28 protein-coding genes and 1 pseudogene are annotated in these 25,946 nt (G+C 46.2%); 13 read left to right on the top strand and 16 right to left on the bottom strand.

Annotated features, from left to right (window positions below; genetic code table 11):
- Positions 1-21: 21 nt before the first annotated feature.
- The 8 genes from cmk to DQN52_RS08780 form a co-directional block, all read right to left on the bottom strand.
- A complete protein-coding gene (gene cmk, locus DQN52_RS08820; RefSeq protein WP_003786432.1) occupies positions 22-678 on the bottom strand; it encodes a (d)CMP kinase in 657 nt (218 codons plus the stop codon).
- 10 nt (positions 679-688) lie between these two features.
- Positions 689-1,138: a GatB/YqeY domain-containing protein gene (locus DQN52_RS08815; RefSeq protein ID WP_003790679.1), complete on the bottom strand. Its 450-nt coding sequence runs from the start codon at positions 1,136-1,138 to the stop codon at positions 689-691.
- Between the two features lie 155 nt (positions 1,139-1,293).
- Positions 1,294-1,611 (bottom strand): hypothetical protein, encoded by a 318-nt coding sequence (locus DQN52_RS08810; RefSeq protein ID WP_003786436.1) that lies wholly within the window; start codon positions 1,609-1,611, stop codon positions 1,294-1,296.
- A 71-nt stretch (positions 1,612-1,682) separates the two neighbouring features.
- On the bottom strand, positions 1,683-2,324 hold the full coding sequence (locus tag DQN52_RS08805) for a hypothetical protein (protein ID WP_003786437.1): 642 nt from the start codon (positions 2,322-2,324) through the stop codon (positions 1,683-1,685).
- Entirely contained in the window at positions 2,321-2,944 is a 624-nt protein-coding gene (gene recR, locus DQN52_RS08800) for a recombination mediator RecR (RefSeq protein WP_003786438.1), read from the bottom strand. The genes DQN52_RS08805 and recR overlap by 4 nt, the downstream gene beginning before the upstream one ends.
- A 156-nt stretch (positions 2,945-3,100) precedes the next feature.
- On the bottom strand, positions 3,101-3,667 hold the full coding sequence (gene dcd, locus DQN52_RS08790; protein WP_003786442.1) for a dCTP deaminase: 567 nt from the start codon (positions 3,665-3,667) through the stop codon (positions 3,101-3,103).
- A gap of 9 nt (positions 3,668-3,676) precedes the next feature.
- Positions 3,677-4,069: an MORN repeat-containing protein gene (locus tag DQN52_RS08785; protein WP_003786444.1), complete on the bottom strand. Its 393-nt coding sequence runs from the start codon at positions 4,067-4,069 to the stop codon at positions 3,677-3,679.
- Between the two features lie 86 nt (positions 4,070-4,155).
- Positions 4,156-5,052 (bottom strand): recombination-associated protein RdgC, encoded by an 897-nt coding sequence (locus DQN52_RS08780; protein WP_003786446.1) that lies wholly within the window; start codon positions 5,050-5,052, stop codon positions 4,156-4,158.
- 85 nt (positions 5,053-5,137) lie between these two features.
- Between DQN52_RS08780 and DQN52_RS08775 the strand changes: the two genes are divergently transcribed.
- The 10 genes and pseudogenes from DQN52_RS08775 (at position 5,138) to DQN52_RS08735 (ending at position 17,854) form a co-directional block, all read left to right on the top strand.
- Positions 5,138-5,920: an NUDIX domain-containing protein gene (locus DQN52_RS08775; protein ID WP_003786448.1), complete on the top strand. Its 783-nt coding sequence runs from the start codon at positions 5,138-5,140 to the stop codon at positions 5,918-5,920.
- Positions 5,921-6,058: 138 nt separating this feature from the next.
- Positions 6,059-6,856 (top strand): polyamine aminopropyltransferase, encoded by a 798-nt coding sequence (locus DQN52_RS08770; RefSeq protein WP_003786450.1) that lies wholly within the window; start codon positions 6,059-6,061, stop codon positions 6,854-6,856.
- A complete protein-coding gene (gene recD / locus DQN52_RS08765) occupies positions 6,853-8,574 on the top strand; it encodes an exodeoxyribonuclease V subunit alpha (protein ID WP_003786453.1) in 1,722 nt (573 codons plus the stop codon). Before DQN52_RS08770 ends, recD begins: the two co-directional genes overlap by 4 nt.
- A 236-nt stretch (positions 8,575-8,810) precedes the next feature.
- Positions 8,811-9,848 (top strand): phosphoribosylformylglycinamidine cyclo-ligase, encoded by a 1,038-nt coding sequence (gene purM / locus DQN52_RS08760; protein WP_003786455.1) that lies wholly within the window; start codon positions 8,811-8,813, stop codon positions 9,846-9,848.
- A gap of 277 nt (positions 9,849-10,125) precedes the next feature.
- Positions 10,126-13,968, top strand: coding sequence for a DUF3683 domain-containing protein (locus DQN52_RS08755; protein ID WP_003786457.1), 3,843 nt, complete (start codon positions 10,126-10,128; stop codon positions 13,966-13,968).
- 79 nt (positions 13,969-14,047) lie between these two features.
- Positions 14,048-15,085: pseudogene (locus DQN52_RS08750) on the top strand (DNA cytosine methyltransferase).
- Positions 15,082-16,536 carry a protein NO VEIN domain-containing protein gene (locus DQN52_RS08745; protein ID WP_003786462.1) on the top strand — a complete coding sequence of 485 codons (1,455 nt, stop codon included), beginning with the start codon at positions 15,082-15,084 and terminating at the stop codon, positions 16,534-16,536. The pseudogene DQN52_RS08750 and the gene DQN52_RS08745 overlap by 4 nt, the downstream one beginning before the upstream one ends.
- A complete protein-coding gene (locus DQN52_RS11225) occupies positions 16,524-17,156 on the top strand; it encodes a DNA cytosine methyltransferase (protein ID WP_071461621.1) in 633 nt (210 codons plus the stop codon). The genes DQN52_RS08745 and DQN52_RS11225 overlap by 13 nt, the downstream gene beginning before the upstream one ends.
- Before the next feature lie 27 nt (positions 17,157-17,183).
- Positions 17,184-17,573, top strand: coding sequence for a DNA cytosine methyltransferase (locus DQN52_RS11220; RefSeq protein WP_003786467.1), 390 nt, complete (start codon positions 17,184-17,186; stop codon positions 17,571-17,573).
- Complete coding sequence (locus DQN52_RS08735) at positions 17,501-17,854, top strand: putative molybdenum carrier protein (protein WP_231954233.1); 354 nt, start codon at positions 17,501-17,503, stop codon at positions 17,852-17,854. Before DQN52_RS11220 ends, DQN52_RS08735 begins: the two co-directional genes overlap by 73 nt.
- Positions 17,855-17,943: 89 nt before the next feature.
- On the opposite strand, the gene DQN52_RS08730 is transcribed toward DQN52_RS08735, so the two are convergent.
- The 3 genes from DQN52_RS08730 to DQN52_RS08720 all read right to left on the bottom strand — a co-directional run bounded on the left by DQN52_RS08730 (position 17,944) and on the right by DQN52_RS08720 (position 19,607).
- Positions 17,944-18,699, bottom strand: coding sequence for an IS5 family transposase (locus DQN52_RS08730; protein WP_111694402.1), 756 nt, complete (start codon positions 18,697-18,699; stop codon positions 17,944-17,946).
- Positions 18,674-19,090, bottom strand: a complete 417-nt coding sequence (locus DQN52_RS11390) for a transposase (RefSeq protein WP_155114364.1) — start codon at positions 19,088-19,090, stop codon at positions 18,674-18,676. The genes DQN52_RS08730 and DQN52_RS11390 overlap by 26 nt, the downstream gene beginning before the upstream one ends.
- A gap of 253 nt (positions 19,091-19,343) precedes the next feature.
- Positions 19,344-19,607, bottom strand: a complete 264-nt coding sequence (locus DQN52_RS08720) for a transposase (protein WP_071461654.1) — start codon at positions 19,605-19,607, stop codon at positions 19,344-19,346.
- 482 nt (positions 19,608-20,089) lie between these two features.
- Between DQN52_RS08720 and DQN52_RS08715 the strand changes: the two genes are divergently transcribed.
- Complete coding sequence (locus tag DQN52_RS08715; protein ID WP_003786475.1) at positions 20,090-20,812, top strand: hypothetical protein; 723 nt, start codon at positions 20,090-20,092, stop codon at positions 20,810-20,812.
- Positions 20,813-21,044: 232 nt separating this feature from the next.
- Here DQN52_RS08715 and pyrF read toward each other — a convergent pair whose 3' ends face one another.
- The 5 genes from pyrF to DQN52_RS08690 form a co-directional block, all read right to left on the bottom strand.
- Complete coding sequence (pyrF, locus tag DQN52_RS08710; RefSeq protein WP_003786478.1) at positions 21,045-21,773, bottom strand: orotidine-5'-phosphate decarboxylase; 729 nt, start codon at positions 21,771-21,773, stop codon at positions 21,045-21,047.
- Positions 21,770-22,375, bottom strand: a complete 606-nt coding sequence (locus tag DQN52_RS08705) for a manganese efflux pump MntP (RefSeq protein WP_003786480.1) — start codon at positions 22,373-22,375, stop codon at positions 21,770-21,772. The genes pyrF and DQN52_RS08705 overlap by 4 nt, the downstream gene beginning before the upstream one ends.
- A 41-nt stretch (positions 22,376-22,416) precedes the next feature.
- Positions 22,417-23,286 (bottom strand): ATP-binding protein, encoded by an 870-nt coding sequence (locus DQN52_RS08700; RefSeq protein WP_003786481.1) that lies wholly within the window; start codon positions 23,284-23,286, stop codon positions 22,417-22,419.
- A gap of 5 nt (positions 23,287-23,291) precedes the next feature.
- Positions 23,292-23,750, bottom strand: a complete 459-nt coding sequence (locus DQN52_RS08695; RefSeq protein WP_003786483.1) for a GyrI-like domain-containing protein — start codon at positions 23,748-23,750, stop codon at positions 23,292-23,294.
- Between the two features lie 233 nt (positions 23,751-23,983).
- Entirely contained in the window at positions 23,984-24,628 is a 645-nt protein-coding gene (locus tag DQN52_RS08690; RefSeq protein ID WP_003786485.1) for a hypothetical protein, read from the bottom strand.
- A gap of 142 nt (positions 24,629-24,770) precedes the next feature.
- Here DQN52_RS08690 and DQN52_RS08685 point away from each other — a divergent pair, with 142 nt between their 5' ends.
- Positions 24,771-25,121 carry an ArsC family reductase gene (locus DQN52_RS08685; RefSeq protein WP_003790616.1) on the top strand — a complete coding sequence of 117 codons (351 nt, stop codon included), beginning with the start codon at positions 24,771-24,773 and terminating at the stop codon, positions 25,119-25,121.
- 2 nt (positions 25,122-25,123) lie between these two features.
- Complete coding sequence (locus tag DQN52_RS08680; RefSeq protein WP_003786490.1) at positions 25,124-25,846, top strand: UDP-2,3-diacylglucosamine diphosphatase; 723 nt, start codon at positions 25,124-25,126, stop codon at positions 25,844-25,846.
- Positions 25,847-25,946 lie beyond the last annotated feature (100 nt).

Here is a 25,946-nt window from a genome sequence, read left to right as displayed (position 1 = left end):
TTTTGATTTTGAATAGCTTTTTTAGCCGTTTTTTTCGTGATACCAATCCAAAACTTGCTGCACCGCTTGCTCAATCGTCAGGTTGGACGTATCCAGCAAATGCGCGTCATCAAGCTGCTGTAACGGCGCAACGCTGCGACGGCGGTCGTTTTCGTCTCGCGCCATAATGTCTGCCAAAATGCGATCAAATTCTAAACCTCTGTTTTCTATGCCGATTTGCTTGGCACGACGTTCGGCGCGAATTTGCGGTGTAGCGGTCAAAAAAACTTTGCAGGCTGCTTGCGGAAATACAACAGAACCCATATCGCGCCCATCGGCAACCAAGCCTTGTTCGGTTAAAAAGTCGCGTTGGCGTTGCAACAAAGCGGCGCGAACGGCTGGCAAAGCAGCAATGGTAGACGCGCCCATGCCAATTTGTTCGGTGCGAATGGCTTGGCTAACATCTTGTTCTGCCAACAAAATACGTTGCCCATCAAACACAACAGGCAAGCAGCCTGCACATTGGGCAACGGCGTTTTCGTCTGTCCACGCGATGTTTTGTTGCAAGGCATAAAGCGCAGTCAGGCGATACAACGCGCCCGAATCCAAATACGCCCAACCCAATGCGGCGGCAACGCGTGCGGCAACTGTGCCTTTGCCCGATGCCGATGGCCCATCTATGGCGATGACTTTTTGCATAATTTATCCTTTATTTTGATTGCAGGCTGCTTTTTAAAATGCGATTAACTTCGCCCATATCGGCTTTGCCTGCTAATTGCGTTTTCAAAATGCCCATGACTTTGCCCATATCACCCATGCCTGTTGCGCCCGTTGCTACCAAAGCAGCCTGCACTGCTTGGGCGATTTCGTTTGCCGACATCATGCTGGGCAAATAGTGTTGCAACACGGCAATTTCGGCGTTTTCTTGGTCGGCTAAATCTTGGCGATTGGCTTGCAAATAGATTGTCGCGCTGTCTTTGCGCTGCTTAATCATTTTGCTGATGATGGCTTGCACTTTGGCATCGTCCGCTTCCACGCGCTCATCGACTTCAAACTGCTTAATGGCTGCGTTTGCCAAACGAATCGTGGACAATGCCAGCGTGTTTTTGCTACGCATGGCTGCTTTCATGTCTTCGGTTAATTGTGTTTTTAGGCTCATGATTGAACTTTCTGTGACAAAAATCGCATCATAACAAGATTTAAATACAAAAGCAGCCTGCACATTTGGTAGATTTAATGTGCAGGCTGCTTTGATGCGGAAAAGCGTAACCCAGCCAATTCGTTTGATGCAGAACCGCGTTCCAATTTACGCGCTTAAAGCGTCTTTATAAACCGTTGCCAATACACATTTTCTTTAACTTTGTGAAAATCAATCGGCAAAATATAACTCATTTTCGTATTTGCCCCTGCCCATTTATTAACGGTTATTTGACAATTTGAATAATAAAATGCCCCTGCCATTGTGGGTTGCAATTCTTTGGGCGTGTCAATTGAAGTTACCATAAAATCATAGGCTTCTTTGGGATTGCGTTGAATTTCAAATTTTTTGCCATCGGCATCTTGCCAAATGCCTGACGTTTGCCCTGAAATGGCTGATGTTCCTGTGCTACACGCAGTCGTTAAAAATAACAAACTGGTTAAACAAATGATTTTTTTTCATACGATTCCTTTCGTGTTGTTTGTATTTAATCAATACATCATGATTAGCTATCGTCTGCCGCATTGCCAGCCAAGCGTTTCCATTCCCATACATCGCCGTTTTCGTGGCAGCTCAAATAATATTGTGCGCCTGCTGCTTCCAGCGTTGCCGTGTGCCAAAATCGCTTGTTTTGCTTGGGCAACCACACCAGCGACACATAATACGGCTGCTGCTCTACTGCCTTGATTTCACGCGCTTTGTCTTGCCATATTTGCGCGACCAAAGCAGCCTGCACAAAAGAAACATCACTCAAACGCAGCATTTTTGCATTATCTTGTGGATTTAAATTGCCATGCTCAACGGGTGATGCCGTCCACTTATCGTGTTCAAACGTATAAAAAACCAGTTGATTGGGCGATTGGTGCGAGCGGATTGCCAATTCAATGCGCGGACGTGTGCCGTCAAAAAAATCTATTTTTTGGAAGACTTCAATCGGCTGGTTTTTTAATTCGGGCAAGGCGGCAAGGCTGGTTTGTGCGTGTTGCAAGCGTTGCGAGTCGCGCAAAATAGAGTAGGGCGTGTTTTTGCTTACCAAAGCAGCCTGCACTTTTTGAGTAGGCGGCAACACTTCGGCTTGCGCGGGTTGATTGACTTGCCACAGCGATAGCCAGCTAAACAGCAGCCACACCAGCCAACTGCTTATCATGACGACTCTCCGTTTTGCAGCAACTGGCGTTCATATACCGCCTGCGCCAACGTGCCAGCGTCCACATATTCCAGCTCGCTGCCCAGTGGCATACCACGCGCTAAACGACTGATTTTATATGGTTGATTAGCAAACAATTCCGACAAAACATACGCCGTGGCATCGCCCTCGGCTGTGAATGCGGTGGCGATGATGATTTCGTCCACAGGATGTTGGGCGATTCGCGCGACCAATTTGTCTAGCGCAATGTGGCTCAAATCCATGTCTTGCGTGGGGCTGACTTGTCCCATCAACACAAAATACAAGCCGTCATGACAACGTGCCAATTCCATTGCCGACACATCGGCAGGCATATGCACAATCATCAAACGGCGCGAATCTCGGCGCGGGTCGGTGCAAGTGTGGCACAAATCGTCTTGGCAAAACGTGTTGCATAGCTGGCAGTTGTGGATTTGCTTTAACGCCAAATCCAGCGCAGACAAGAGTTGTGCTGCACCATCTCGGTTTTGTTGCAGCAAGGCAAATGCCATGCGCTGTGCGGTTTTCACGCCCACATTGGGCAACACGCGCAGCGCATGGATTAGGTTGGAATAAGCGTCAATTTGATTGGGGTCGGACATGGGTTAGGATTCGTGGTATCAAATAAATAAAAAGCAGCCTGCATATTTTGCGATAGAGTAAAGTGAAATAAAAATGGGGCAAGGCAACAACGTCCGCTGTGTGCAAATGGCACATAAGGACGTTGGCAACGCCGTACCATTGCGATTTCACTTTACTCACGCTTTGGGCAAGGTAACCCCAGTCTGTCTCATATATTTACCGTTGCGGTCTTTGTACGATGTTTCGCACACTTCATCGCTTTCAAAAAACAGCACTTGCGCCACGCCTTCGCCAGCATAAATTTTGGCAGGCAGCGGCGTAGTATTGGAAAATTCCAGCGTAACATAGCCTTCCCATTCAGGCTCAAACGGAGTTACGTTCACAATAATGCCACAACGTGCATAAGTGGATTTGCCCAAGCACACGGTCAGCACATTGCGCGGAATGCGGAAATATTCCACCGTGCGTGCCAAGGCAAACGAGTTGGGCGGAATAATGCAAAAATCGTCTTCCACCGTAACAAAATTGCGCGTATCAAAGTTTTTTGGGTCCACAATCGTGCTGTTGATGTTGGTAAAAATCTTAAATTCATTGGCGCAACGAATGTCGTAGCCATAGCTTGACGTGCCATAAGAAATGATTTTTTGACCGTTGATTCCTTTGATTTGATTGGGTTCAAACGGCTCAATCATACCGTGTTGTTCGCTCATGCGGCGAATCCATTTGTCGGATTTAATGCTCATATTTTTTCCTTATTTAGCCAATGTCATCGATTTAGCAATGCCACGTTCAAACGTAAAATTAAAAAGATGTTTACCGTCTTGATACACCTTGAATTTGCCGTTCGCCATGTCGTTGACAAACGTGCCAACCAGCACCATGCCTTTGATTTTGTCGCTGTTCATGCCAAAGGGCGCAATAGATAAGCTGTGTTGATTGGGGACGATGTATTGTCCTTTGCCGTGAAATTGTCCGTGTTTGAATTCGCCCGAATAAATGCGCCCATCGCGGCAAGTGAGCGTGCCTTTGCCGTGCGGTTTTTGTTGCACGACTTCGCCTTGATATTGGCAACCATTGTAGGCAAGCGTGTCGGCAAGTGCAGGCTGCATCGCCAATAGAAATAGAGAGATTAAGTATTTTTTCATGATGATGTCTTTTTTGTGAGATTGGAATGTGCAGGCTGCTTTTTGGCTACTCAAAAGCAGCCTGCACTATATTTTGCGTTATGGATTTACTCCTGCCAACTGCCCAAACAGCCCACCAATTCCAAAATCATCGTGGACAAACTTTCTGCCGTCAAAATTTGGCTGGCAAACGCCAAACTTGCCGCGTCATCGCCATGCTGTTCCGCTTGTTCTTGCAACACGTCCAAATACTGAATGCGTTTAATTGCAAATTCTTCGGTTAGCACAAACGCGATTTGGTCACGCCACACCAAGCCAAGCTGGGTGACGGTTTTGCCTGTGTGCAAATGCTGGGTTACTTCTTCTGCTGTCAAATCCTGTTTGGCGATTTTAACCGTGGGAACAATATCGCCCGAGCCTTTTAGTTCGCACGAATCGTCCAATTCAAAGCCGCCATCGCAGCCACCGCGCAACAGCCAATCGGTCATCAAACTGCTGGGCGATTGCTTGGTTTGTGGCAATCGTGCTTCCAATCCGCCCAAGGCTTCGCGCAATTTGGCAATCGTGTTTTCGGCTTTGCTGCCTGCGCCGTTGATTAACAAAAAGCCGTGGCGCGTGTCCATAATCGCTTGGCTGCGACTGGTTTTGGTAAACGCACGCGGCAATAAATCGTCTGTAATTTGTTCTTTTAATTCTTGTTTTTCTTTGCGACCAATGTGGCGTGATTCGGCATCTTGAATTTGCGCGACTTTGTCGTCCAAAATATCGCGTACCACCGCAGCAGGCAAGACTTTTTCGGCTTTTTTGAGCGATACCGACCAAGTGAAATCGGCAGGAAAAACCAATTCGGGCGAAAAACCGTGTGGTGCGGCAAAACCTTCGCTAAACCAATCCAAGCCTGTGATGGGGGCAAATTCGCATTCGGTAAGTTTGTTGGCAACGGTTTCTAAATCGGGCAGGGTTTGCGTGTTAATCGGATAAAAGGTAACTTGTTTGAACCACATAAAAATTTGTACTTTCTGTTGATAAGCTGGGGCGTGATTATAGCAAATTGCGCTACAATCTGCCTTTTTGTAACAAAGGTAAACTATGCGCCCCAAAATTGAAGTCGTTGCAGGTATTGTGTTGAACGAGCATGATGAAGTGTTGCTGTCATCGCGTCCTGCTGGTAAGGCGTATGCTGGTTTTTGGGAATTTGCAGGCGGCAAAGTAGAGCAGGGTGAAACGCAACTGGCGGCTTTGCAGCGCGAATTTGCCGAAGAATTGGGCATCGAGATTTTGGCGGCAACACCATGGCTGGCAAAAGTGTATGCTTATGAACACGCGCTGGTGCATTTGCGTTTTTTTCGTGTGGCGGCGCACCAATGGCAAGGCAGCCTGCAATCGCGCGAAAATCAGCAATGGGCGTGGCAAAAAATCGGACAATTTGATGTGTCGCCCATGTTGCCTGCCAATCAAGATTTGCTCCGCGCATTGGCGTTTCCGCAGCAATTAGCAGGCAGCCTGCACTCGGTGTTGCATTATCAAAACTGGCGATTGGTACACGCTTCACAAGCCACATCGCCGCAAGATAATGTGTGGCTATCGTTGCCACAAGCGCAGCAGCAAGGCGCGTTGCCACAAGGTTTTTCCAGCGTTTGGCTGTTGATTGAATGTGCCGAACAAGTGCAGGCTGCTTGCGATGCCGATGGCTTGTTGTGGCATATTGCAGACGAAAATAGCGCAAAAGCAGCCTGCACCACCTTGAGTGCAGGCTGCTCGCAACCGATTATTTTGTTGAGTTCTGCCGATTTAGTGGCGCAGTTTGCAACACAATGGCGCGAATGTGGCGCACAAGCTGTTTGCGTTCACGAAGAAACGAGTATTGCGTAATCGCGATTTTTACAGAATTGTTCCAATCCTTTGTGTTTGAAACTTAAAATCACTGTATCGCACCGTGTTACAAAATGTCATTGTAAACCGATACGATACACACCGTAAGAATTCGTTATATTTTAAAAGACTAACCCCATGACTCATCCCTTTCGCCGCAACCGTTTTTTTCGCAACACCTTGCCCGATGCCAACGTGTCGGAGCTAGGCAATATTCGCTCTTTGCATTTGGGTACGCCCACCATTCAAAGTTCCATGAACATCAATCAGCCGTCTGAATTGGTGCTGTCGTATAGCCGTGCCATGATGTCGTGGCTGCTGTTTGCCGAACAACTGCCGCAGCACATCACCCAAATTGGTTTGGGCGGCGGCTCGTTTGCGCGTTGGCTGCACGAATATTTGCCCGACTCGCAGCAAGTGGCGGTAGAAATCAATCCGCAAGTCATTCAAATCGCCCGAACTTCGTTTGCCTTGGATTTTGAAGGGCAAAATTTTGATATTGTAGAAGCCGATGGTGCGGAATACATTCAAATCATGCGTGGCAACACCGATGTGATTTTGGTTGATGGCTTTGACGGCATACAAATCATTGACGAACTGGTGGGTGAGCCGTTTTTCCACGATTGCCGCCAAGCATTGAGCGCAAACGGCATTTTTGCGACCAACTGGTGGAGTGGTGACAAACGCTATTCGCTGTTTATGCAACGCCTACGCACTGTGTTTGACAATCGCGTGCTAGAAGTGCCAGCCACTACGCACGGCAATGTGGCGGTGTTGGCGTTCAATTTCACGCCCGAATTGAATCTGGAAAAACTCAAAAAACGCGCCAATAAATTGTCCGACCGCTATGGTTTGGATTTTTTCCGTATGCTGTTTGATGCCAAGGGCAGCAATCGCCACAATGGCAAACAATTTCAGTTTGAAAGCAAGCCATGAGTCCGCAAGATATCCACACCGAAACCGAATTAGACCTGTCGCCAGCCGCGCAAGCCGTGTGTGAACTGTTTGCACGCATTGTGCCCGATGTTGCCGACAGCGTTGCGCCGTTTGTGCAACGATTGTTTGCCGCCAGCGCAAATGGCGATACGTTTGTTTACGTTAGCCACAGCGATGTCGCTCTATTGCAGCAAGCCACGCCATTGGTGGGCAATGATGACCGCAGTCCGCTGGTGTTGGACGGCAAACGCTTGTTTTTGGCAAAATCGTGGCATTTGGAACGCGAACTTGCCGCGCAAATCCAACGCCTATCGCAACAAGAATGCAGGCTGCCTGCGCCCGACATCATCACGCTCAAATTGCAAACGTGGTTTGCCGATGCAGGCAGCCACGACCAGCAAGCAGCCTGCACTTTGGCGTTGATTAAACCATTTGTGTTGATTAGCGGTGGGCCGGGCACAGGCAAAACCACCACCGTTGCCAAATTGCTGGCTTTGCTGTGCGATGAAGCCGCCTTACCGCGCATTGCATTGGTTGCGCCCACAGGCAAAGCCGCAGCACGTTTATCACAAGCCCTGCGTGGCGCATTGTCGCGCATGACCGATTTATCGCCAGCCATTGCCGCGCATTTGAATGCTTTGGACGGACAAACCGCACACCGTTTATTGGGGATTAAACCGCCCACGCTGAACGCAGAATACGACAGCAACAACCCACTTGTGTTGGATATGGTGTTGATTGACGAAGCGTCTATGTTGGATAACTATTTGTTTTATCAGTTGCTTTGTGCTTTGTCCGATACTTGCCGCGTGGTGTTGCTGGGCGATGCCGACCAACTGCCATCGGTGGGTGCAGGTGCGATTTTGACCGCGCTGTCCACGCAATCACAAGTGCAGGCTGCTACGTTGGCGCAACTGCAACGCTACTTGCCCGCACGCAGCGATTGGCGCACCGTTGCCGAACAATTCGCGCGTTTAACATTAAGCCATCGTTTTGATGGCCAAAGCGGCATTGGACAATTTGCCGCCGCCGTTCGCACAGGCAGCCTGCACCATCGTGATGACGTAGCGCAACTGTTTACCCAGTTTCCGCAAGCCTTGTCGCAGCAACACGGTTCAGCTAAACAACTTGCCGAGCAAATGTGGCAACAACATCACGACTATTGGCAAGCGATAGACGCTGGCGATGTGCAGGCTGCTTTTGCGTGGCAAAACCGCTTAATCGCGCTAACGGCGTTGCGTTTTGACGCGCAACAAATCAACCAAGCTTATCGCCAAATCGCGCAACAACATCAGCGCGTATCCAGTAGCGACACTTGGTTTGCAGGACAAATGTTGTTGATTACACGCAACGCGCCTGCCCAAAAACTGTATAACGGTGATGTCGGTATTGTCATGCAGCCTGCACAATCCAAAGGCTTGGTTGCATGTTTTCCCGATGAAAACGTAGGCTACCGCACCGTGCCATTGAGCCGTTTGCCCGAACACGAATCCGCCTTTGCGATGACGGTTCACAAAAGTCAAGGCTCGGAATACGACAGCGTGTGGTATTTTGCGCCGAGTTACAGCACCGCCAGTCGCGCCTTGCTCTACACCGCCGTAACCCGAGCCAAACAACAATTTGTGTATTGGGGCGATTTAGATAGCGCGGTTCAAGCCAGCCAACACCATGTGCCACGCCAAACAGGATTGGCGAATTTTTTGCAGGCAGATAGGTAAGATAGTGTAAAATCCGCATGTTTTTGATGAAGAACCGCAAATCTGTTCCCTCTCCTTTGGGGGAGAGGCTAGGGTGGGGGATTTAGGCGCAATAACAGCGATTGTTGTTGTGCGAATAGTTTGCTCTCTCCCTAACCCTCTCCCAAAAGAAGAGGGAATCAAATAGCCGAATAGTTCCATTTTGCACAATCCATGTGCAGGCTGCTTTTTCTCCCACTCGTTTACGAAAGTGAATCATGACTCAAACTTCTTTAAGCTACCGCGATGCAGGCGTGGATATTGACGCTGGCGACCAACTTGTTGAAAACATCAAACCTTTTGCCAAGCGTACCATGCGCCCCGAAGTGTTGGGCGATTTGGGTGGATTTGGCGCGTTGGTAGAAATCAGCAAAAAATACCAAAATCCCGTGCTGGTGTCTGGTACGGACGGCGTTGGTACAAAACTGAAACTGGCATTTGAATGGGATAAACACGACACAGTCGGCATTGATTTGGTGGCGATGAGCGTGAACGATATTTTGGTTCAAGGCGCAGAGCCTTTGTTTTTCTTGGATTATTTTGCGTGTGGCAAATTAGAGGTGGCACGCGCAACCGATGTGATTAAAGGCATCGCGGTAGGTTGCGAAGAATCAGGTTGCGCCCTAATCGGTGGCGAAACAGCCGAAATGCCGGGAATGTACTCCGAAGGCGAATACGATTTGGCAGGTTTCGCGGTGGGCGTGGTAGAAAAAGACCACGTGATTAACGGGCGCAACATCAAAGCAGGCGATGTGGTGCTGGGTTTGGCGAGCAATGGTGCACATTCCAATGGCTATTCGCTGGTTCGCAAAATTATTGCGCGTGATAACCCTGATTTGGACGCGAAATTTGACGGCGACAAAACCTTGCGTGAAGCGATTATCGCGCCAACTCGTTTGTATGTGAAACCTGTTTTAGCTGCATTGAAACAATTTGAAATCAAAGGCATGGCGCACATCACAGGCGGAGGCATTACAGAAAACGTACCACGCGTGTTGCCTGAAAATTGCGTGGCGCAAATTGACGCGAAATCTTGGACGTTGCCCAAATTATTCCAATGGCTGCAAACGGCGGGTAATGTCCAAACGCAGGAAATGTATCGCACGTTCAACTGTGGCATTGGCATGGTGGTGATTGTATCGCCCGAAAACGCAGACGCTGCCGAAAAATTGTTTGCCGAACAAGGCGAAACGGTTTACCGCTTGGGCGCAATCCGCGAGCGCGTGGGCGATGAACATCAAACGCAAGTGGCGTAATACGACAAAGCAGCCTGCACTTTTTATTGATTGAAAAGTGCAGGCTGCTTTTATTATTTTTTTGATTGCAGCGATTTTAATTCACTATAAATCGCTATATAAAAGCAGCCTGCACATTGCATCAACCCAAATGCAGGCTGCTTTGCTTAAATGATTCACACAGAATACGCATTTTTTTCCAAGCCTAATCACGCAAAATATTTTAGAATAAGCACATTTTTTTACAATTATATATAGTGCTTTAAATTTCACACACTATAAAACCACAGGAACACTCATGACCGCCACCACCCACACCACCGCCGCCCCGCGAATCCGTGAAATCCCCTACAACTATACTTCCTATTCCGACAAAGAAATCGTTTGCCGTTTGCTAGGCGAATACGCTTGGGACGCATTAAACAATCTCCGCGCCCAACGCAAAACAGGACGTTCAGCCCGAATGTTGTTTGAAGTGTTGGGCGATATTTGGGCGGTGGTTCGCAATCCGTATTTGGTGGACGATTTGTTGGAACACCCAAAACGCCAAGCCGATTTGGTACAAGCCATGCGACATCGTTTGAACGAAATTGATAAACGCCGCGATGATAATTCGGACGTTTTGAAATTAGTTCAGGCAGCCGAAAGCGCGGTAAATAAATTTGACAACAGTTTTGCCGAGACCAAATTAAAACGCGAACAAATCTTGGCGCGTTTAAGCAAAATCACGAAAAAACATAACATTATGTTTGACGGTTTGGCGCGTGTAACCCACGTTACCGATGCGACCGACTGGCGCGTGGAATATCCGTTTGTTGTGATTAACCCCGACACCGAAGATGAGATTGCGCCATTGGTTCGCGCTTTGATTGAATTGGAATTAACGATTATTCCACGCGGCGGCGGCACGGGTTACACGGGCGGTGCTGTGCCTTTGGACGCAATGTCTGCCGTGATTAACACGGAAAAATTAGACCGACACAATGGCGTGCAATTTGTGGAATTGGCAGGTTTAGAAGGCTCGTATCCCATCATTCATTGTGGAGCGGGCGTAGTAACCAGACGCGTTGAGGAAACCGCACACGCCGCGAAACTCGTGTTTGCGGTAGACCCGACTTCCGCCGATGCGTCTTGCGTGGGCGGCAATGTGGCGATGAACGCAGGCGGCAAAAAAGCCGTGTTGTGGGGGACGGCGTTGGACAATTTGGCGTATTGGAAAATGGTCAATCCACAGGGCGAATGGCTGTTGATTGAACGTGTACGCCACAATTTCGGCAAAATCCACGATGAAGAAACCGCCATTTTTGACGTTCACACGCTCAAAGATGACGGCAAAACCATTGCCAAAACCAAGCGTTTGGAAATTTCAGGCAGCAAATTCCGCAAAGTGGGTTTGGGCAAAGACGTTACCGATAAATTTTTAAGCGGTTTACCGGGGGTGCAAAAAGAAGGCACGGACGGCATTATCACGAGCGTGGCGTTTGTATTGCACAAAATGCCAGCCCACACGCGCACGGTTTGTTTGGAATTTTTCGGCACGGTTGCCAACGCCACGCCGTCAATCGTGGAAATTCGCGATTTTATGTTGGCGCATGAATCGGTGCGTTTGGCAGGTTTGGAGCATTTGGATTGGCGATATGTTCGCGCGGTCGGTTATGCCACGAAAGCGGCTGGCAAGGGTCGCCCGAAAATGGTGTTGATTGCGGATATTGTGTCGGACGATGAAAACGCGGTGCAGGCTGCTGCGGAACACATCGTCAAACTGGCGCAAGCGCGAGACGGCGAAGGCTTTATCGCGATTTCGCCCGAACAACGCAAAACTTTTTGGCTTGACCGTTCACGCACCGCCGCGATTGCGAAACACACAAATGCCTTTAAAATCAATGAAGACGTGGTTATTCCGTTGGAGCGTTTGGGCGAATATTCGGACGGCATTGAACGCATTAACATTGAATTATCCATTCAAAATAAATTGAAATTGTGCGCCGCGTTGATTCAATATCTTTCAGGCAGCCTGCCCGTTGAGCAGTTGGACAGCGATTTGCCAAAAAGCGAATTGTTGGGCGAACGTGCCAACCACGCACTGAAATTTGTCAATGATGTGCAGGAACAATGGCAATGGTTGTTGGACAATTTGGACGCACCCTTGTCGGAATATCAGGCGCGTTACGGCAATCACATTGTGGTTGCGCCCGAAGCAAAACCGAGAGAAAGCTGTTTTATTGCGTTCCGCGATTTCAGGCTGCGTGTTTCCATTAAGGAAGATGTGATGAAACCGCTTGCCGAAATTTTTAGCGGTAAAGCCGACACGAAAATCATGGCAGGTTTGGGCAAAATCCACGCCAAAACCGTGCGCGGTCGCGTGTTTGTCGCGCTGCATATGCACGCAGGGGACGGTAATGTGCATACCAATATTCCTGTAAATTCAGATGATTACGAAATGTTGCAAACCGCGCACAAAGCCGTTGCACGAATTATGGATATTGCACGCAGCCTGAACGGTGTGATTTCAGGCGAACACGGTATTGGCATCACAAAACTGGAATTTTTGTCAGACGAAGAAATGCAGCCGTTTTGGGATTACAAGCAATCCATTGACCCAAAAGGCTATTTCAATCGCGGCAAATTGATGAAAGGCTCGGATTTACGCAACGCCTACACGCCGTCTTTTGAATTGTTGAGCTTTGAAAGCCTGATTATGGAGCAATCGCATTTGGGGCAGATTACCCATGCGGTTAAAGATTGCTTGCGTTGTGGCAAATGTAAACCTGTTTGTTCAACCCACGTTCCACGCGCTAACCTGTTGTATTCGCCAAGAAATAAAATTTTAGGCGTGGGCCTGCTTGCCGAAGCATTTTTGTATGAAGAACAAACGCGGCGCGGCGTTTCCATGAAGCATTTTGATGAATTGGGCAATATTGGCGACCATTGCACGGTTTGCCATCGCTGCGTGAAACCGTGTCCTGTCAATATTGATTTTGGCGATGTAACCGTGGATATTCGCGCCTTTTTGAAAAAATCGGGTAAGGCGAAATTCAATCCGATTGCGGAAATGGGTATGGCGTTTTTGAATGCGAAAAATCCAGTTGCCGTGAAAGCCTTGCGCGTGGGCGTGATTGACGCGAGTTTTAAAGCGCAAAATTTAGCCTACGATTTGGGACAACAATTCCACATCGGCGCGAAAAAACAAAAAGCCGAACCGAAAGCGACCACGCAAAAAGCCAAAGTGGTGGAACAAGTTATCCATTTCATCAACCGCCCATTACCGCGCAATGTGCCGTTACGAACGGCGCGTTCATTGCTCGGTTTGGAAGACAATAAGACGATTCCGATTATTCGCAATCCTGAATTGCCCGAAGACGCGGAAGCGGTGTTTTATTTCCCAGGCTGCGGTTCGGAAAAATTGTTTAGCCAAGTCGGTTTAGCCACGCAAGCGATGTTGTATCACGCTAGTGTGCAAACGGTGTTGCCGCCAGGTTATCTGTGCTGCGGTTATCCACAAAACGCAAGCGGCGACAAAGACAAAGCCAATAATATGGTTACGGAAAACCGCGTGTTGTTTCATCGCATGGCTAATACCTTGAATTATTTGGATATTAAAACCGTCGTTGTGAGTTGCGGAACGTGTTACGACGCGCTGGCGGAATACCGTTTTGAAGACATTTTCCCGAATTGCCGCATTATTGATATTCATGAATTTTTGCTGGAAAAAAACATCAAATTGGACGGCGTAAAAGGGCAGCAATATCTGTATCACAATCCTTGCCACACGCCAATCAAAACGATGGACGGCACGAAACTCGCCAGCGAATTGATGGGGCAAAATGTGGTGTTGAGCGACCGTTGTTGCGGCGAAAGTGGTATGTTTGCCGTGAAACGCCCCGACATCGCCACGCAAGTCAAATTCCGCAAACAAGAAGAAATTGAGAAAAATTTGGCGCAATTACCGCAAGGCGAACCTGTAAAAATGCTGACATCGTGTCCTGCGTGTTTGCAAGGTTTGAGCCGTTATCAAGATGATAATAATTTGCCAGCCGATTACATTGTGATTGAAATGGCGAAGAAAATCTTGGGCGAGAATTGGCAGAATGAGTTTGTGGAAAAGGCGAACAATGGGGGGATTGAGAAGGTTCTCTTGTGATGTGATTGTTTGAAATGTTCAGGCAGCCTGAAAGATTTTTTCAGGTAGAATAAGCAACTTTTTTAAATACATTTTCAAAATGCAATCCAAACCCACAGTATTAGATTTATTTTGCGGTTGTGGCGGTTTATCGCTCGGTTTTATTCAGGCAGGATTTGATGTCAAACTCGGCATTGATGCTTGGCAAGACGCGATTAAAACCTACACCGCCACACATCAAAACACACAAGGCATTGTTGCCGACTTATTCACAACCACGCCCGAACAAATCAGCCAACAAACCCAAATCAATCAAATTGATGTGATTATCGGCGGTCCGCCGTGTCAAGGCTTTTCTATTGCGGGTAAACGCATGATTGATGATGAACGCAATCAGCTTTACAAATCGTTTGTGGAATTTGTCCGTTTTTATCGGCCCAAAGCGTTTTTGATGGAAAACGTCCCCAATATGATGTCAATGGGAAAAGGCTTGATTAAAGAACAAATTACGCAAGATTTTGAACAACTGGGCTACACCGTCAGCAGTTAAATTTTAATGGCATCAGATTTTGGCGTACCACAAAACCGCAGACGTGCTTTTTTTGTTGGTTTTAAAAATGGCACACGATTTGAATTTCCACAAGCCACAGTAAAACAACACATTACCGCAGAACAAGCCATTTCTGATTTGCCTGATTATTCCGTTGCAGACGGCGAAAACTATCCGCTTTCAGGCAGCAGCAACTATCAGCAACAAATGCGCCAAAACAGCACAGGTTTATTCAATCATCAAATTACCGTACACAATGATAAAACCAAAGAAATCATTGCATTAGTGCCAGACGGTGGCAACTACAAAAACTTGCCTGAACATTTACGCCAAACGCGAAACGTGAATATTGCATGGACACGATTAAACAGCCAAAAACCCAGTTTTACGATTGATACGGGACACCGTCATCATTTTCATTATGAATTTAATCGTGTGCCAACCGTGCGAGAAAGTGCAAGAATTCAATCATTTCCCGATGATTTTATCTTTTTAGGTACAAAAACCAGTCAATATAAACAAGTGGGAAATGCCGTTCCGCCTATGCTTGCCAAAACGATTGCATTGAAAATAAGAGAATATTTATGAGTGAAACTTATCAAATCCCCGAAGAATATTTTTTCCGTTTACATCACATTCGCCCACGTTTTAAAAGCAATGTAGAAGAAGTATTGCTTTATGTGGCGAACAGCATTTCTGATTTGGGCAAGCTGCCTGAAAAGGCATTTAACGAACAATTAAATGCCGTTTTAAGAAATTTTGTTAAAAACCAAACGGCTGAACAAAAAACGATTAACAACTGGCGTACTGAAATTGCTGCCTTATTTTCGTTTATTCAAGAAACCGAAAATAATGAATTATTGCCGAGCAAAATGGCAAAAAGGCTGGCTGAAAATCAATTTCTTGATGAATTTTTCAATTATTTTTTGTATAGCTTTCAATATCCTGCTGGACACAATAAAAGCCACGCAGTTATAGCACAAATTCAAAATGGCATTCAATTTAGACCTTGCCAATTTAGACCTTGCCAATTTATTTTGCAAATTTTTCAGGCAGCCTGCAAATTAAGCGACAAACCATTTTATTTAACCGCCGAAGAATTAACGCAATGTGCTTATTTTGATTTGCGTGTAACCAGTCATCAAACCAAAACGGCTAATGATGTGGCTAAACAAATTATTGAAAATAGAGAAAATAAAGTTAGCTACAATCATAAATATGAGCAATTAAAAACCGAAAGTGGTAATTATCCGTCTTCGGGCGATGTGTATCGTTATGCAGGTGATATTTTGGATTATATGGTTTTAGCTAATTTATTGAAAACAAAAGGAACAGGGCATTATTATTTAAATACAGATAACACAGACTTCATTAAACGTCATTTAGATAATACAGCTTGGTTTAATCAATATGCTGATTTTTATGGAAAACAAGAAATTTCTGCTCGCGAAATCACAGTATTAGAGAAAAAATGGTTTGATTACGTTAATCAATTTGACAATATTGCTGAATTTGAACCGTCTTTAAATGAAACAGAAAAAGCAGATATTGCTGCCTTAATTCAAGAGTATTACGCCAAAATGAAAGGGCAAGAATCGGTTTCTACTAAAATCATTGGCGATTTAGGCGAAACTTTGATTTTGGCACACGAATATTTGCGTACAAAAGGCAAATCTAATCGCCAGCATTTAATTAACAAAATTCCTACATCTTTGGGTGTAGGTTACGATTTGCAAAGCATTGAAATTGAAAAAAATAAGCGTTACATTGAAGTGAAAAGCACACGCTCTAAAAAAGCAATTAACAGCAATCGTTTTAAATTAACGCCAAATGAATGGGACAGTGCGGAAACTTTGGGCGACCGCTATTTTATTTATTATTTAGTGATGAATGAAAGCAGTAAAAATATTTTCATTATTCAAAATCCTGTTCAAAAATATCACGATAATTTGATTAAAGTAGATAGCAGCTTAACCGTTGAATTTACGCCACAAGCAGGAGAATGGCAGCCCTTATTGGAGGTGTCATGTTCCGAGTAGTGTCCTTATTTTGCGGTTGTGGGGGCATGGACAAAGGCATTTTGGGCGATTTCCATTATTTAGGAAACCATTACGCAAAATTGCCGTTTGAAATTGCCTACGCTGCCGACTACGACCCTTACGCTGTCAAAATTTACAATGCCAATTTTTCACATCAAGCGGAAATTAAAGACGTTCGCGATATTGTCGCTGGCGAGCTGCCTGAACACGATATTTTATTGGGCGGTTTTCCGTGTCAGTCGTTTTCTATCGTGGCACAAAATCCGCCACGTTTGGGCTATAAAGATGAAAAAGGCACGCTATTTTTTGAAATGGTTAAGGTTTTGAAAGAGAAAAAACCGAGATTTTTCATTGCGGAAAATGTAAAAGGTTTGCTTTCTGCCAATCAAAAACAGGCGTTTCCGATGATTATTCGTGAATTTGAACAGGCAGGCTATCACATTCATTTTAAATTATTGAATGCGTCTGAATTTGGTGTACCGCAAAAACGTGAGCGTGTGTTTATTGTTGGTTTTCGCGATGATGAAGATTTTTTCAAGTTTCAATTTCCTGAAACGCTGCCTGAAAAAATCCCATTGAAATATGCGTTAGATGAACAGGCAAATCACGATGAAAAATAGTTTTTCAGTCAGAAAGCGGTGAATGGTATGTTGCGGGTTCGCGAAAAAATGAACAAAGGGCGGGTGCAAGACATTGAACAGCCTTGCAATACCATTAGTTCGCATTTGGCAAAAGTGAGTTTGAACGGCACAGACCCTGTGTTAATGGTTGGCGAACGCTACCGCCGTTTTTCGCCACGAGAAGCCGCAAATATTCAATCATTTCCGTTGAATTTTCAATTTGATTGTGTATCGGATAATCGGCAGTATCGGGCGATTGGAAATGCTGTTCCGCCTGTGCTGATGTGGCACGTTGCGAATGCGGTGGCTGGTGTCCCGAAGACCGCCACGCGGAAGACGGTGAAATTCCACCGCATTATCCCGTTACGCCGCTCGTTGGCGCAGGCTACCGTAAACGCACGCGCCAAAATGTGCTAGACAGCGACGCGACTGTTATCGTTTATCACACGGAAATCGCGCTTGGTAGCGGCACGGAATTGACGCTAAAAACCTGCATTTCTCAGCGCAAACCATATTTGCTGCTCGATTCGTCCGTACTGCTGCCTGAAATCGCTGGCAAACACATTGCAGAATTTGTGCAACGTCATCGGACTAGCGTGTTGAATGTGGGTGGTTCTCGCGGTTCGGTTGTGCCGACAATTGAATTATTCACAGAAAAAGCGGTGTTGTCGGCGATACAATACTTGCGCGAAATGTAAAAAAGCAGCCTGCACTTTTGCTCATTTAAAGTGCAGGCTGCTTTTGTATTGGGGCTGTCCTAGATAACTAAGGGCTAATGACATTTTAGCTATAATTTCAACCAAATCAAAGCACAAGCTAATGACACGGTACTTTCATAATTACGTTTTAATTTATCGTACCGTGTTGCCAGCGCACGAAAATGCTTTAATCGTGCAAAAGCATTTTCTACCAAGTGCCTGATTTTATATAAATACCAATCTGTGTCCACATTAAGATGTTCTCTATTTTTCTTATATGGAATATTGGCTTTACTTTGTTTAGAATGAATTAACCGACGAAAAGTATCACTGTCAAAACCTCTATCAGCACACACGGTTTCATTATCACTTAAGTCCAATTGTGCCAATAAATCAGGCGCAACAACAATCTCATTTACATTACCAGCTGTAATCATAAATTCAATTGGATTACCACAAGCATCAACCGCTAAATGAATTTTAGACGTATGACCTCCGATACTCTTACCGACAGCTTGATGCACAATGGATTTTTTACCCATGCCGTGTTGATGAACACGGATATGGCTACCGTCCATAAAGACCCATTCTATATCGGGTGTATCTGCCAAATGTTTAAATAATTTGGTAAAAATACCGCGTTTAGACCAGTGATTGAAACTTTGGTAAAGGCTGTTTGCTTTACCAAAATAACTAGGTATATCAGCCCATTGGCAGCCTGTACGTAAGCGAAACAGGATACCTTCTACTGTTTTGCGTAAATTTTTCTTGCGATAAATGCCAAGCTGTTTCAAAATAGGTAACAGTCTTGACCATGTTTCATTTGTAAGCGTGTTTCGGGACATGGCAAAGGTTTAGGATGGTTGTGTGGAAACAATATCTTAAATCCTTTGCCTCTTTTTTTGAATTGTCAATAGCCCCTAGTTTAACAAAATTTTCAGCAGATAAATTCGTCTGCTCAAAATCTTTTGCTAAACGTCCAGACCAACCTAACCATGCAAACGTTCGTTCTACAATCCAACGTTTGGGCAGAATATGCCAAGAAATATCTTGAATTCTCTTTGAAATCTCAACAGTTAAACCCAATTGCTCTGATACTTCACGCTCAAATGTATTCCGATAACCTGCGTCTGCACAGAAACCTTTTAAACTCGGATAGGTCTCAAACGCTTTTTTTGCTACAAGAATACCTGCTTTTGTGTCATGAATATTGGCTGCATGAACCACAACAGACAATATAGTGAATTAAATTTAGATTAGTACAGCGTTGCCAACTCCCTTATGTACTAGGTGTACACGGCGGTCGTTGTCGCCTTGTCCTAATCTAAATTTAATCCACTATAGATTACCCAACGTATCAACAGCTATATGTCGCTTACGACCTTTGATTTTTTACCGCCATCAAACCCTTTATCATGTGCGCTAGAAGCTGTTTTGACACTTTGTGAATCAATAATGGCATAAGTTGGCATTGCTTGTTTTTGATGGATTAAACGTTTTTTTGAACCAATGCCAAAAGAATTCTATCCCATAAGCCTGATTGATTGGCTCTGCGATAGAAACTCCATACGGTTGAATAAGGTGGAAAATCATTGGGCAGCATACGCCACTGGCAACCTGTTTTGGTCATGTACAAAACGGCATTCACTAATTGACGTTTATCCCATTTGTAGTGGCGTAGCTGGTTAAAATATGGCTCAATCGCTTGCCATTGGGCATCTGTTAAGTCTGTTGGGTAGGATTTTCTAGTCATAAAGATATTTTATCATTTTTGTGAATACAGGTTCTAAATTTAATTCACTATAATAGCCAGCGATGAGATTGCTCAATTTGCACAGTTGTAAAAAATCCTGCTTGCAATAAGCAGGATTTGAAACTTTGTTGCACGGTATGAAATAAATAGTAAGTGGGTTTATCTTGCAAAATGTGGGGAGAATTTCGCGCGTGGCATCATGTTGGCTTATTCCATAGCAAAATAAACATAGCAAAAATATTGATTTATGAATGGATAAAATACAAAAAGCAGCCTGCATTTTTTGTTTGATGAAAATGCAGGCTGCTTTTGTTTAATTTGCAACGGTTTTGTGCAAAATAATGGCGTATTTTAAAAAATGAGTTTATTTTGGTAAAAAAATGGTTACAATAGTTGTCGCAGTTTATGGGTTTGGGTTCATCAGAGTCGGGACAGATAAGGCTGCATAACACATTGTTTCATTTTTTGGTTAGGAGAAAGAGATGTTGAAAACCAAATATTTAGCGAGTTTGTTGTTGGCGTTGTCGGTTGGTACAGCATGGGCAGACGATGCCGCTGGTGTGGAAATTTATGGCACAGCAGGTGTACCAGGTTTTGGTGTGGGTGTGGGCTATGGCATTAACGAGCAATTTGGTGTGCGTGGTGATTTTACGACTATGGGGCGCATCACACGGAAATTTGACGAAGATGCGATTCGCTATTCAGGCAAGTTGAGTAGCAATAAATTCAATTTGTATGGCGATTTTTATCCATTTGCCAATTCGTTCCGCTTGACTGCTGGTTTGAGCTTTGGACGCACCAAAGTGGAAGCGACAGGGCAGGGCATCGGCAACACCACGCAATCGTTTACCATTGGTGGCAAAACGTATCAAGTAACCACAGACAACAACGACAAAGTGAATGCTTCGGTGCGCTATCCTGCTGTGTCGCCTTACATTGGCATTGGCTGGGGTCATAATGCCAAAAAACGCGAAGCTGGCACATTTGGCTTTAATGCTGATTTGGGTATCTATATCGGCAAACCAAAAGTGAGCGTTGATTTGAGTTCTAGCCTGAACGATAAATTGACAGTGCAAGAAGGTGGTGCAGATGCCGCAGCCAAAGTGAATGAACGTGTAAACGCTGAGCGCGATAAAATTGAAGACCGCATTGGCAAATACCGCGTGATTCCTGCGATTAATGTAGGTGTGTCGTATTACTTCTAAACTGAAACTGTTGCAAAAACCCCATCTTCGGCATATTTCTTCGTGATGCGCTTCTCGGACGCTTGAAAATATTTCAATATTATCTGCGCGTTCTGCGATGCTATCACTTTGAACTATGCTCAAATCTGGGGTTTTGCAAAGGTTTCAAACTGTATCAATAATAAAGTGCAGGCTGCTTTTGAGTGAAAAATCGCTCGCCAAAGTAGCCTGCATTTTTATTTGTTTGATTGAATTAAACTAAACCTGAATTGATTTCGCGCAACACCGCCGCAGGATTAGCAGCCTGCACAATCGGTCTGCCCATCACCAAATAGCTTGCGCCTGCGGACAAGGCTTGTTGTGGTGTCATAATGCGGCGTTGGTCATCGCTATTGCCTGCCACGTCCAAGCGAATACCTGGCGTTACCAGCAAAAAGTCATCGCCGCGTTGTTGGCGCAGCAGGGCAGCTTCGTGTGCGGAACACACCACGCCGTCCAAGCCCGATTGTTGTGCCAATGCAGCCCATTGCGATACCAATTGTTCGGGCGATTGTGTGTAGCCCAATTCGGCAAGGTCGGTTTGTTCCATACTGGTTAGCACGGTAACGCCAATCAAATAGGGGCGATGCAATTGGTTGGCAACGGCATTGGCAGCAGCTTCCATCATGCGCCGTCCGCCCAATGCGTGCATGTCCACCAGCCACACGCCCATGTCGGCAGCCACTTTGCAGGCTTGGGCAACGGTGTTGGGAATGTCGTGGTATTTTAAATCCAAAAACAGCTTAAAGCCTTGATGTACCAGTTTTTCTACCAGTTGTCTGCCTGTGGCGGTAAACAATTCTTTGCCGATTTTGAGCTGGCATAAATCGGGCGATAGCTGGCGTACAAATTGTAGCGTGTCGTGTTCGTTGGCAAAATCCAACGCCACAATCACGGGCGTGCGTTGGGTGGAAAGTGGATAATCGGTCATCAAAGGGTTCATGATAAAGTTCCTGTTGTTGAAAAAGCAGCCTGCAACCAACCTGTGTGTTCCAGCAAAATAGACACGCCAATGCCAATCAACACGATGCCACCAACAATTTCGGCGCGACTGCCGATTTTTGTGCCTAATACGCGTCCCAGTTGCAAGCCAATCGCTGCCATAATGGTGGTGGACAAGCCAATCGCCAGCGCGGTCAGCCAAATGTTTACGTCTAAAAACGCCAAGCCCACGCCCACAATCATGGAATCAATGCTGGTGGCAATGGCGGTGGTAATCGTGAACCACAAGCCTTTGTTGGCTGGTAGATTGGCTTCGGTTGCGTCATCGTCTTCACTCAATGCGCCCACAATCATTTTAATGCCCAACGCGGCAAGTAAACCAAACGCGAGCCAGTGGTCGTATTGTTCAATCCAATGTTGTGCCAAGCTGCCTACTGTGTAACCAATCAAAGGCGTAATGCTTTCTACTACGCCAAAAATCAATGCGGTTTTGAGTGTTTGCTGCCAAGTAAAGTGCAGGCTGCTTGCGCCACGAGCCAATGCCGCTGCAAACGCATCAACCGACATGCCCAAAGCCAGTAATAAAAGGGTAAAAAGCCCCATGTTTTGTGTACCTAGTTTCTATTTTATTTTTATGATTTTGTTCACAAAGCCGTGCGCTGTTCAGGCAAGCGTCCAGCCCAATCGCAAGCGAATTGGTATGCCGTGCGCCCCGAACGGCTGCCACGCATTTGCGCCCAATTCAATGCGGCCTGACGCGCCGTGTCGTCCAAAGTCAAACCAAAATCGTCTAGCCAACTGGCTGCTGCTGCCAAATAATCGTCTTGGCTAAATGGATAAAAGCTCAACCACAAGCCAAAGCGGTCGGACAGCGATACTTTTTCTTCTACCGCTTCTTTTGGGTGGACTTCGTTTGCGTTGCCCACGTTGTCTGCCATGTATTCGGGCATTAAGTGGCGGCGATTGGACGTGGCATACACCAACACATTATCAGCTCGGCGCGACAAACTGCCGTCCAACGCGGTTTTTAAGGCTTTGTAGCCGTCTTCGCCATCTTCAAACGACAAGTCATCGCAAAACACAATAAAGCGTTCGGGGCGCGATTCCAGCAACGACAACAGCGCAGGCAAAGTGGTCAAATCGTGTTTATCCACTTCAATCAGGCGCAAGCCTTGTGCGGCGTATTCGTGCAACAGGGCTTTGATGAGCGATGATTTGCCCGTGCCACGTGCCCCAGTCAGCAAAACATTGTTGGCTGGGCGATTTTGTAGAAATTGCTCGGTGTTGCGAACCAGTTGTTGCATTTGCGTGTTGATGGCGGCTAATCGGTTGAGCGAAAACGTGTGCGGATGCGGTAAAGCGTGCAAGCAGCCTGCATTGCCCGATTTTTGCCAGCGAAAAGCAATCGCGTTTTGCCAATCGGGTTCACGCGCTTCGGGCGGCAAAATCGCGTCCAAACGATTCAAAACCGATTGCAGTTGTTGCAAAAATGGTTGGATAGATTTGAATTTCATTGCGTTTACTCGCTCAAAGCAGCCTGCACGCCGACATAAATTTTCGGGTTGCCGTTAATTGGATAGGTTTCAAAATCGGTGGTAAAACTGCGTTGAATAGACGGGTCTTGCTCAATCGCTTGCCATTGCGCGAACACGGCTTCGGGCGTGGTGGCGGTGGCTTCGTAGCGCACATAATCTTGCGCGGGCAAAATCGTGAGCGCGGCAAAAGGCGGTGTGGGCAAATCTTGCGCGACAATGCGTCCAATGGTAATCAAGACTTCGTTGGGCGTGGCATCGTCGTATTGGTAAACGCAATAAGTGGTGAGCGTGAACGATGGCAAGCGTTGTGCTTTGTCGTTTTGCCAGCGCGTCCACAAATCGTTGAGCGTTGCGTGAACTTGGTCTAGTGAAGTTCGCGCTTGTAAGCCCATGATGCGCATGGGGGCGTGAACGGTGGTGGGTTGAGGTTGTGAAGCGGTCATTTTACTTATCCTGAAAGTGAAGTCGTTGTGAATATAGTGGATTAAATTCAAACTAGGACAAGGCGACAACGACCGCCGTGTACAGTTAGTACATAAGGGAGTTGGCAACGCTGTACTAGTTTGAATTTAATTCACTATAAAAGTGCAGGCTGCTTTTTGCAGCAAATCATCATCACACAACAAAACGCCTGTCATCAAAATCAACACGATGAACAGGCGTTTAAAAGGTCAAATTAGTACGGCCCGCGGCGCAATTCGCGCACATCACGCCAGCCTTCGTTGGTTTTAACCAAAGTGATTTTTTTGTTCAACGATTGTTCCAAGCCTGCGTAATGCGGATTGTCGCGCAACAATTTACGCGCCCAACGCTCGGTTTGGATTTCGGCTTGATACGACACTTGGCTAATGGTGATGCCGTTGGCTGGAGTTGGCTCGGTAAAATAGTGGATTTTTTCTACGCGCTGTTTACCAATGCACAACCACGCACCGTGTGGTGACAAGGAAAACGATTCGCGACCTTTATCGGTTAAGCGATACACCAAGTAACGAATCGCGTGGTCACCTTCGCCAATGCGTTCGCCTTTGGCTTCTTCGTAGATGCCTGCATTAACCAAAATATCCATTTGCTCCACTGCTTTGGGATTGGCGCGTTTGCCGTTGTCCAAGCGTTTGAGCAAGCGTACTTCTGGCATGCCTAGCTGGCTTTGTGCCACATCTTCGTTGGGGGCGCGGTGTTCCACGTTCAATCTAAATGGAACACAAACGCTATTTTTTGCCGAATGTTCCAATGCGTCTTGCACATCGGATTTGGAAATTTGGTCAGACGAACAGGCGGCCAATAATGCAGCAGCCAAACTGGGTACGAGCCATTTTTTCATAGCAACTCTCCGTATAATGAACTGGGTTAGGCATAAGCGATAAAGACCGAAAGCATAGCCGTAAATGCGATTGGCGACAAGACAAAAAAAGCGGAATTTCGTACAATGGCGCGATTTATTTACACCAAGAAAGCACATCATCATGGATTTATACGGCATTGCCAACTGCGCCACCGTCAAAAAAGCGCGTGTTTGGTTGGACGAACAACACATCGCCTACACCTTTCACGACTTCAAAAAAACACCGCCCACGCCCGAATGGATTGCAGGCTGCTTGCAGCAAGTGGGGCTAGATGTATTGCTCAACAAACGCGGCACAACATGGCGCAAACTCACGCCCGAACAGCAAGCCCAAGCGCAAAGCACCGAAGGGGCAATCGCGCTCATGTGTGAATACCCAAGCGTGATTAAACGCCCTGTTTGCCTGCATCAATCGCATGTTTATGTCGGATTTTCGCCCGAACAATATCAACAAATGGTGCAGGCTGCTTGAATATGAAGCCCACTTTGTTGATTGCCGATTTACATTTGTCTGACCACACGCCTGATTTAAATGACTTGTTTGCCCAATTTTTGCGCGACCAAGCAGGCAAAGCGGCGGCGTTGTATATTTTGGGCGATTTATTTGAAGCGTGGATGGGCGACGATGACGACAGCCAAACCGCGCAACAAGTCGCCCAACAGATTCACGCATTCAGCCAAACTGCGCCTGTTTATTTTATTGCAGGCAACCGCGATTTTGCGCTGGGCAAGGCATATGCCCAACGCGCAGGCATGACGCTGCTGCCCGAGCAAACACCTTTATCGCTGCACGGCAATATGGTTTTACTGACGCATGGCGATGAAATGTGTACCGAAGATGTGCGTTATTTGCGTTATCGCAAGATTATTCGTAATCCGTTGGTGCTCAAACTGCTACTGCGATTGCCGTTTGCCAAACGCAAGCAAATTGCCGAGCAAATTCGCGCCAAAAGTCGCCAACAAAAACAACACAATTACGGCATTTCGGACGTAACCGAACAAGGGGTGCAGGCTGCTTTGTGCCAGTTTCCTGACACGCAAATCATCATTCATGGACACACGCATCGACCGAATGTGCATGAACACACGTTTCAAAATCGCCGTGTGATGCGCTATGTGTTGCCCGATTGGTTTGACGGCAAAGGCGGGTATTTGGCGGTTGATGAATTGGGTTGTCGTATGGTTTCGTTGCCGTGAATAGGGCATATATAGTGAATTAAATTTAGATTAGTACAGCGTTGCCAACTCCCTTATGTACTAGGTGTACACGGCGGTCGTTGTCGCCTTGTCCTAATCT

This window comes from Kingella kingae, from assembly GCF_900475905.1.
GTDB lineage: Bacteria > Pseudomonadota > Gammaproteobacteria > Burkholderiales > Neisseriaceae > Kingella > Kingella kingae.
The sequence above is the reverse complement of the archived record's forward strand: the minus strand, read 5'-3'. Positions and strand labels throughout refer to the sequence as shown.

Coding starts and splice junctions, on each gene's coding strand:
- DQN52_RS08775 (WP_003786448.1), top strand. CDS start 5,138: ATGCGCCCCAAAATTGAAGTCGTTGCAGGTATTGTGTTGAACGAGCAT.
- dcd (WP_003786442.1), bottom strand. CDS start 3,667: ATGAGCATTAAATCCGACAAATGGATTCGCCGCATGAGCGAACAACAC.
- DQN52_RS08755 (WP_003786457.1), top strand. CDS start 10,126: ATGACCGCCACCACCCACACCACCGCCGCCCCGCGAATCCGTGAAATC.
- DQN52_RS08700 (WP_003786481.1), bottom strand. CDS start 23,286: ATGAAATTCAAATCTATCCAACCATTTTTGCAACAACTGCAATCGGTT.
- DQN52_RS08745 (WP_003786462.1), top strand. CDS start 15,082: ATGAGTGAAACTTATCAAATCCCCGAAGAATATTTTTTCCGTTTACAT.
- DQN52_RS11220 (WP_003786467.1), top strand. CDS start 17,184: ATGTTGCGGGTTCGCGAAAAAATGAACAAAGGGCGGGTGCAAGACATT.
- cmk (WP_003786432.1), bottom strand. CDS start 678: ATGCAAAAAGTCATCGCCATAGATGGGCCATCGGCATCGGGCAAAGGC.
- DQN52_RS08695 (WP_003786483.1), bottom strand. CDS start 23,750: ATGACCGCTTCACAACCTCAACCCACCACCGTTCACGCCCCCATGCGC.
- DQN52_RS08730 (WP_111694402.1), bottom strand. CDS start 18,699: ATGTCCCGAAACACGCTTACAAATGAAACATGGTCAAGACTGTTACCT.
- recR (WP_003786438.1), bottom strand. CDS start 2,944: ATGTCCGACCCCAATCAAATTGACGCTTATTCCAACCTAATCCATGCG.
- DQN52_RS08690 (WP_003786485.1), bottom strand. CDS start 24,628: ATGAAAAAATGGCTCGTACCCAGTTTGGCTGCTGCATTATTGGCCGCC.
- recD (WP_003786453.1), top strand. CDS start 6,853: ATGAGTCCGCAAGATATCCACACCGAAACCGAATTAGACCTGTCGCCA.
- DQN52_RS08680 (WP_003786490.1), top strand. CDS start 25,124: ATGAAGCCCACTTTGTTGATTGCCGATTTACATTTGTCTGACCACACG.
- DQN52_RS08720 (WP_071461654.1), bottom strand. CDS start 19,607: ATGACTAGAAAATCCTACCCAACAGACTTAACAGATGCCCAATGGCAA.
- pyrF (WP_003786478.1), bottom strand. CDS start 21,773: ATGAACCCTTTGATGACCGATTATCCACTTTCCACCCAACGCACGCCC.
- DQN52_RS08780 (WP_003786446.1), bottom strand. CDS start 5,052: ATGTGGTTCAAACAAGTTACCTTTTATCCGATTAACACGCAAACCCTG.
- DQN52_RS08715 (WP_003786475.1), top strand. CDS start 20,090: ATGTTGAAAACCAAATATTTAGCGAGTTTGTTGTTGGCGTTGTCGGTT.
- purM (WP_003786455.1), top strand. CDS start 8,811: ATGACTCAAACTTCTTTAAGCTACCGCGATGCAGGCGTGGATATTGAC.
- DQN52_RS11225 (WP_071461621.1), top strand. CDS start 16,524: ATGTTCCGAGTAGTGTCCTTATTTTGCGGTTGTGGGGGCATGGACAAA.
- DQN52_RS08805 (WP_003786437.1), bottom strand. CDS start 2,324: ATGATAAGCAGTTGGCTGGTGTGGCTGCTGTTTAGCTGGCTATCGCTG.
- DQN52_RS08815 (WP_003790679.1), bottom strand. CDS start 1,138: ATGAGCCTAAAAACACAATTAACCGAAGACATGAAAGCAGCCATGCGT.
- DQN52_RS08770 (WP_003786450.1), top strand. CDS start 6,059: ATGACTCATCCCTTTCGCCGCAACCGTTTTTTTCGCAACACCTTGCCC.
- DQN52_RS08685 (WP_003790616.1), top strand. CDS start 24,771: ATGGATTTATACGGCATTGCCAACTGCGCCACCGTCAAAAAAGCGCGT.
- DQN52_RS08705 (WP_003786480.1), bottom strand. CDS start 22,375: ATGGGGCTTTTTACCCTTTTATTACTGGCTTTGGGCATGTCGGTTGAT.
- DQN52_RS08785 (WP_003786444.1), bottom strand. CDS start 4,069: ATGAAAAAATACTTAATCTCTCTATTTCTATTGGCGATGCAGCCTGCA.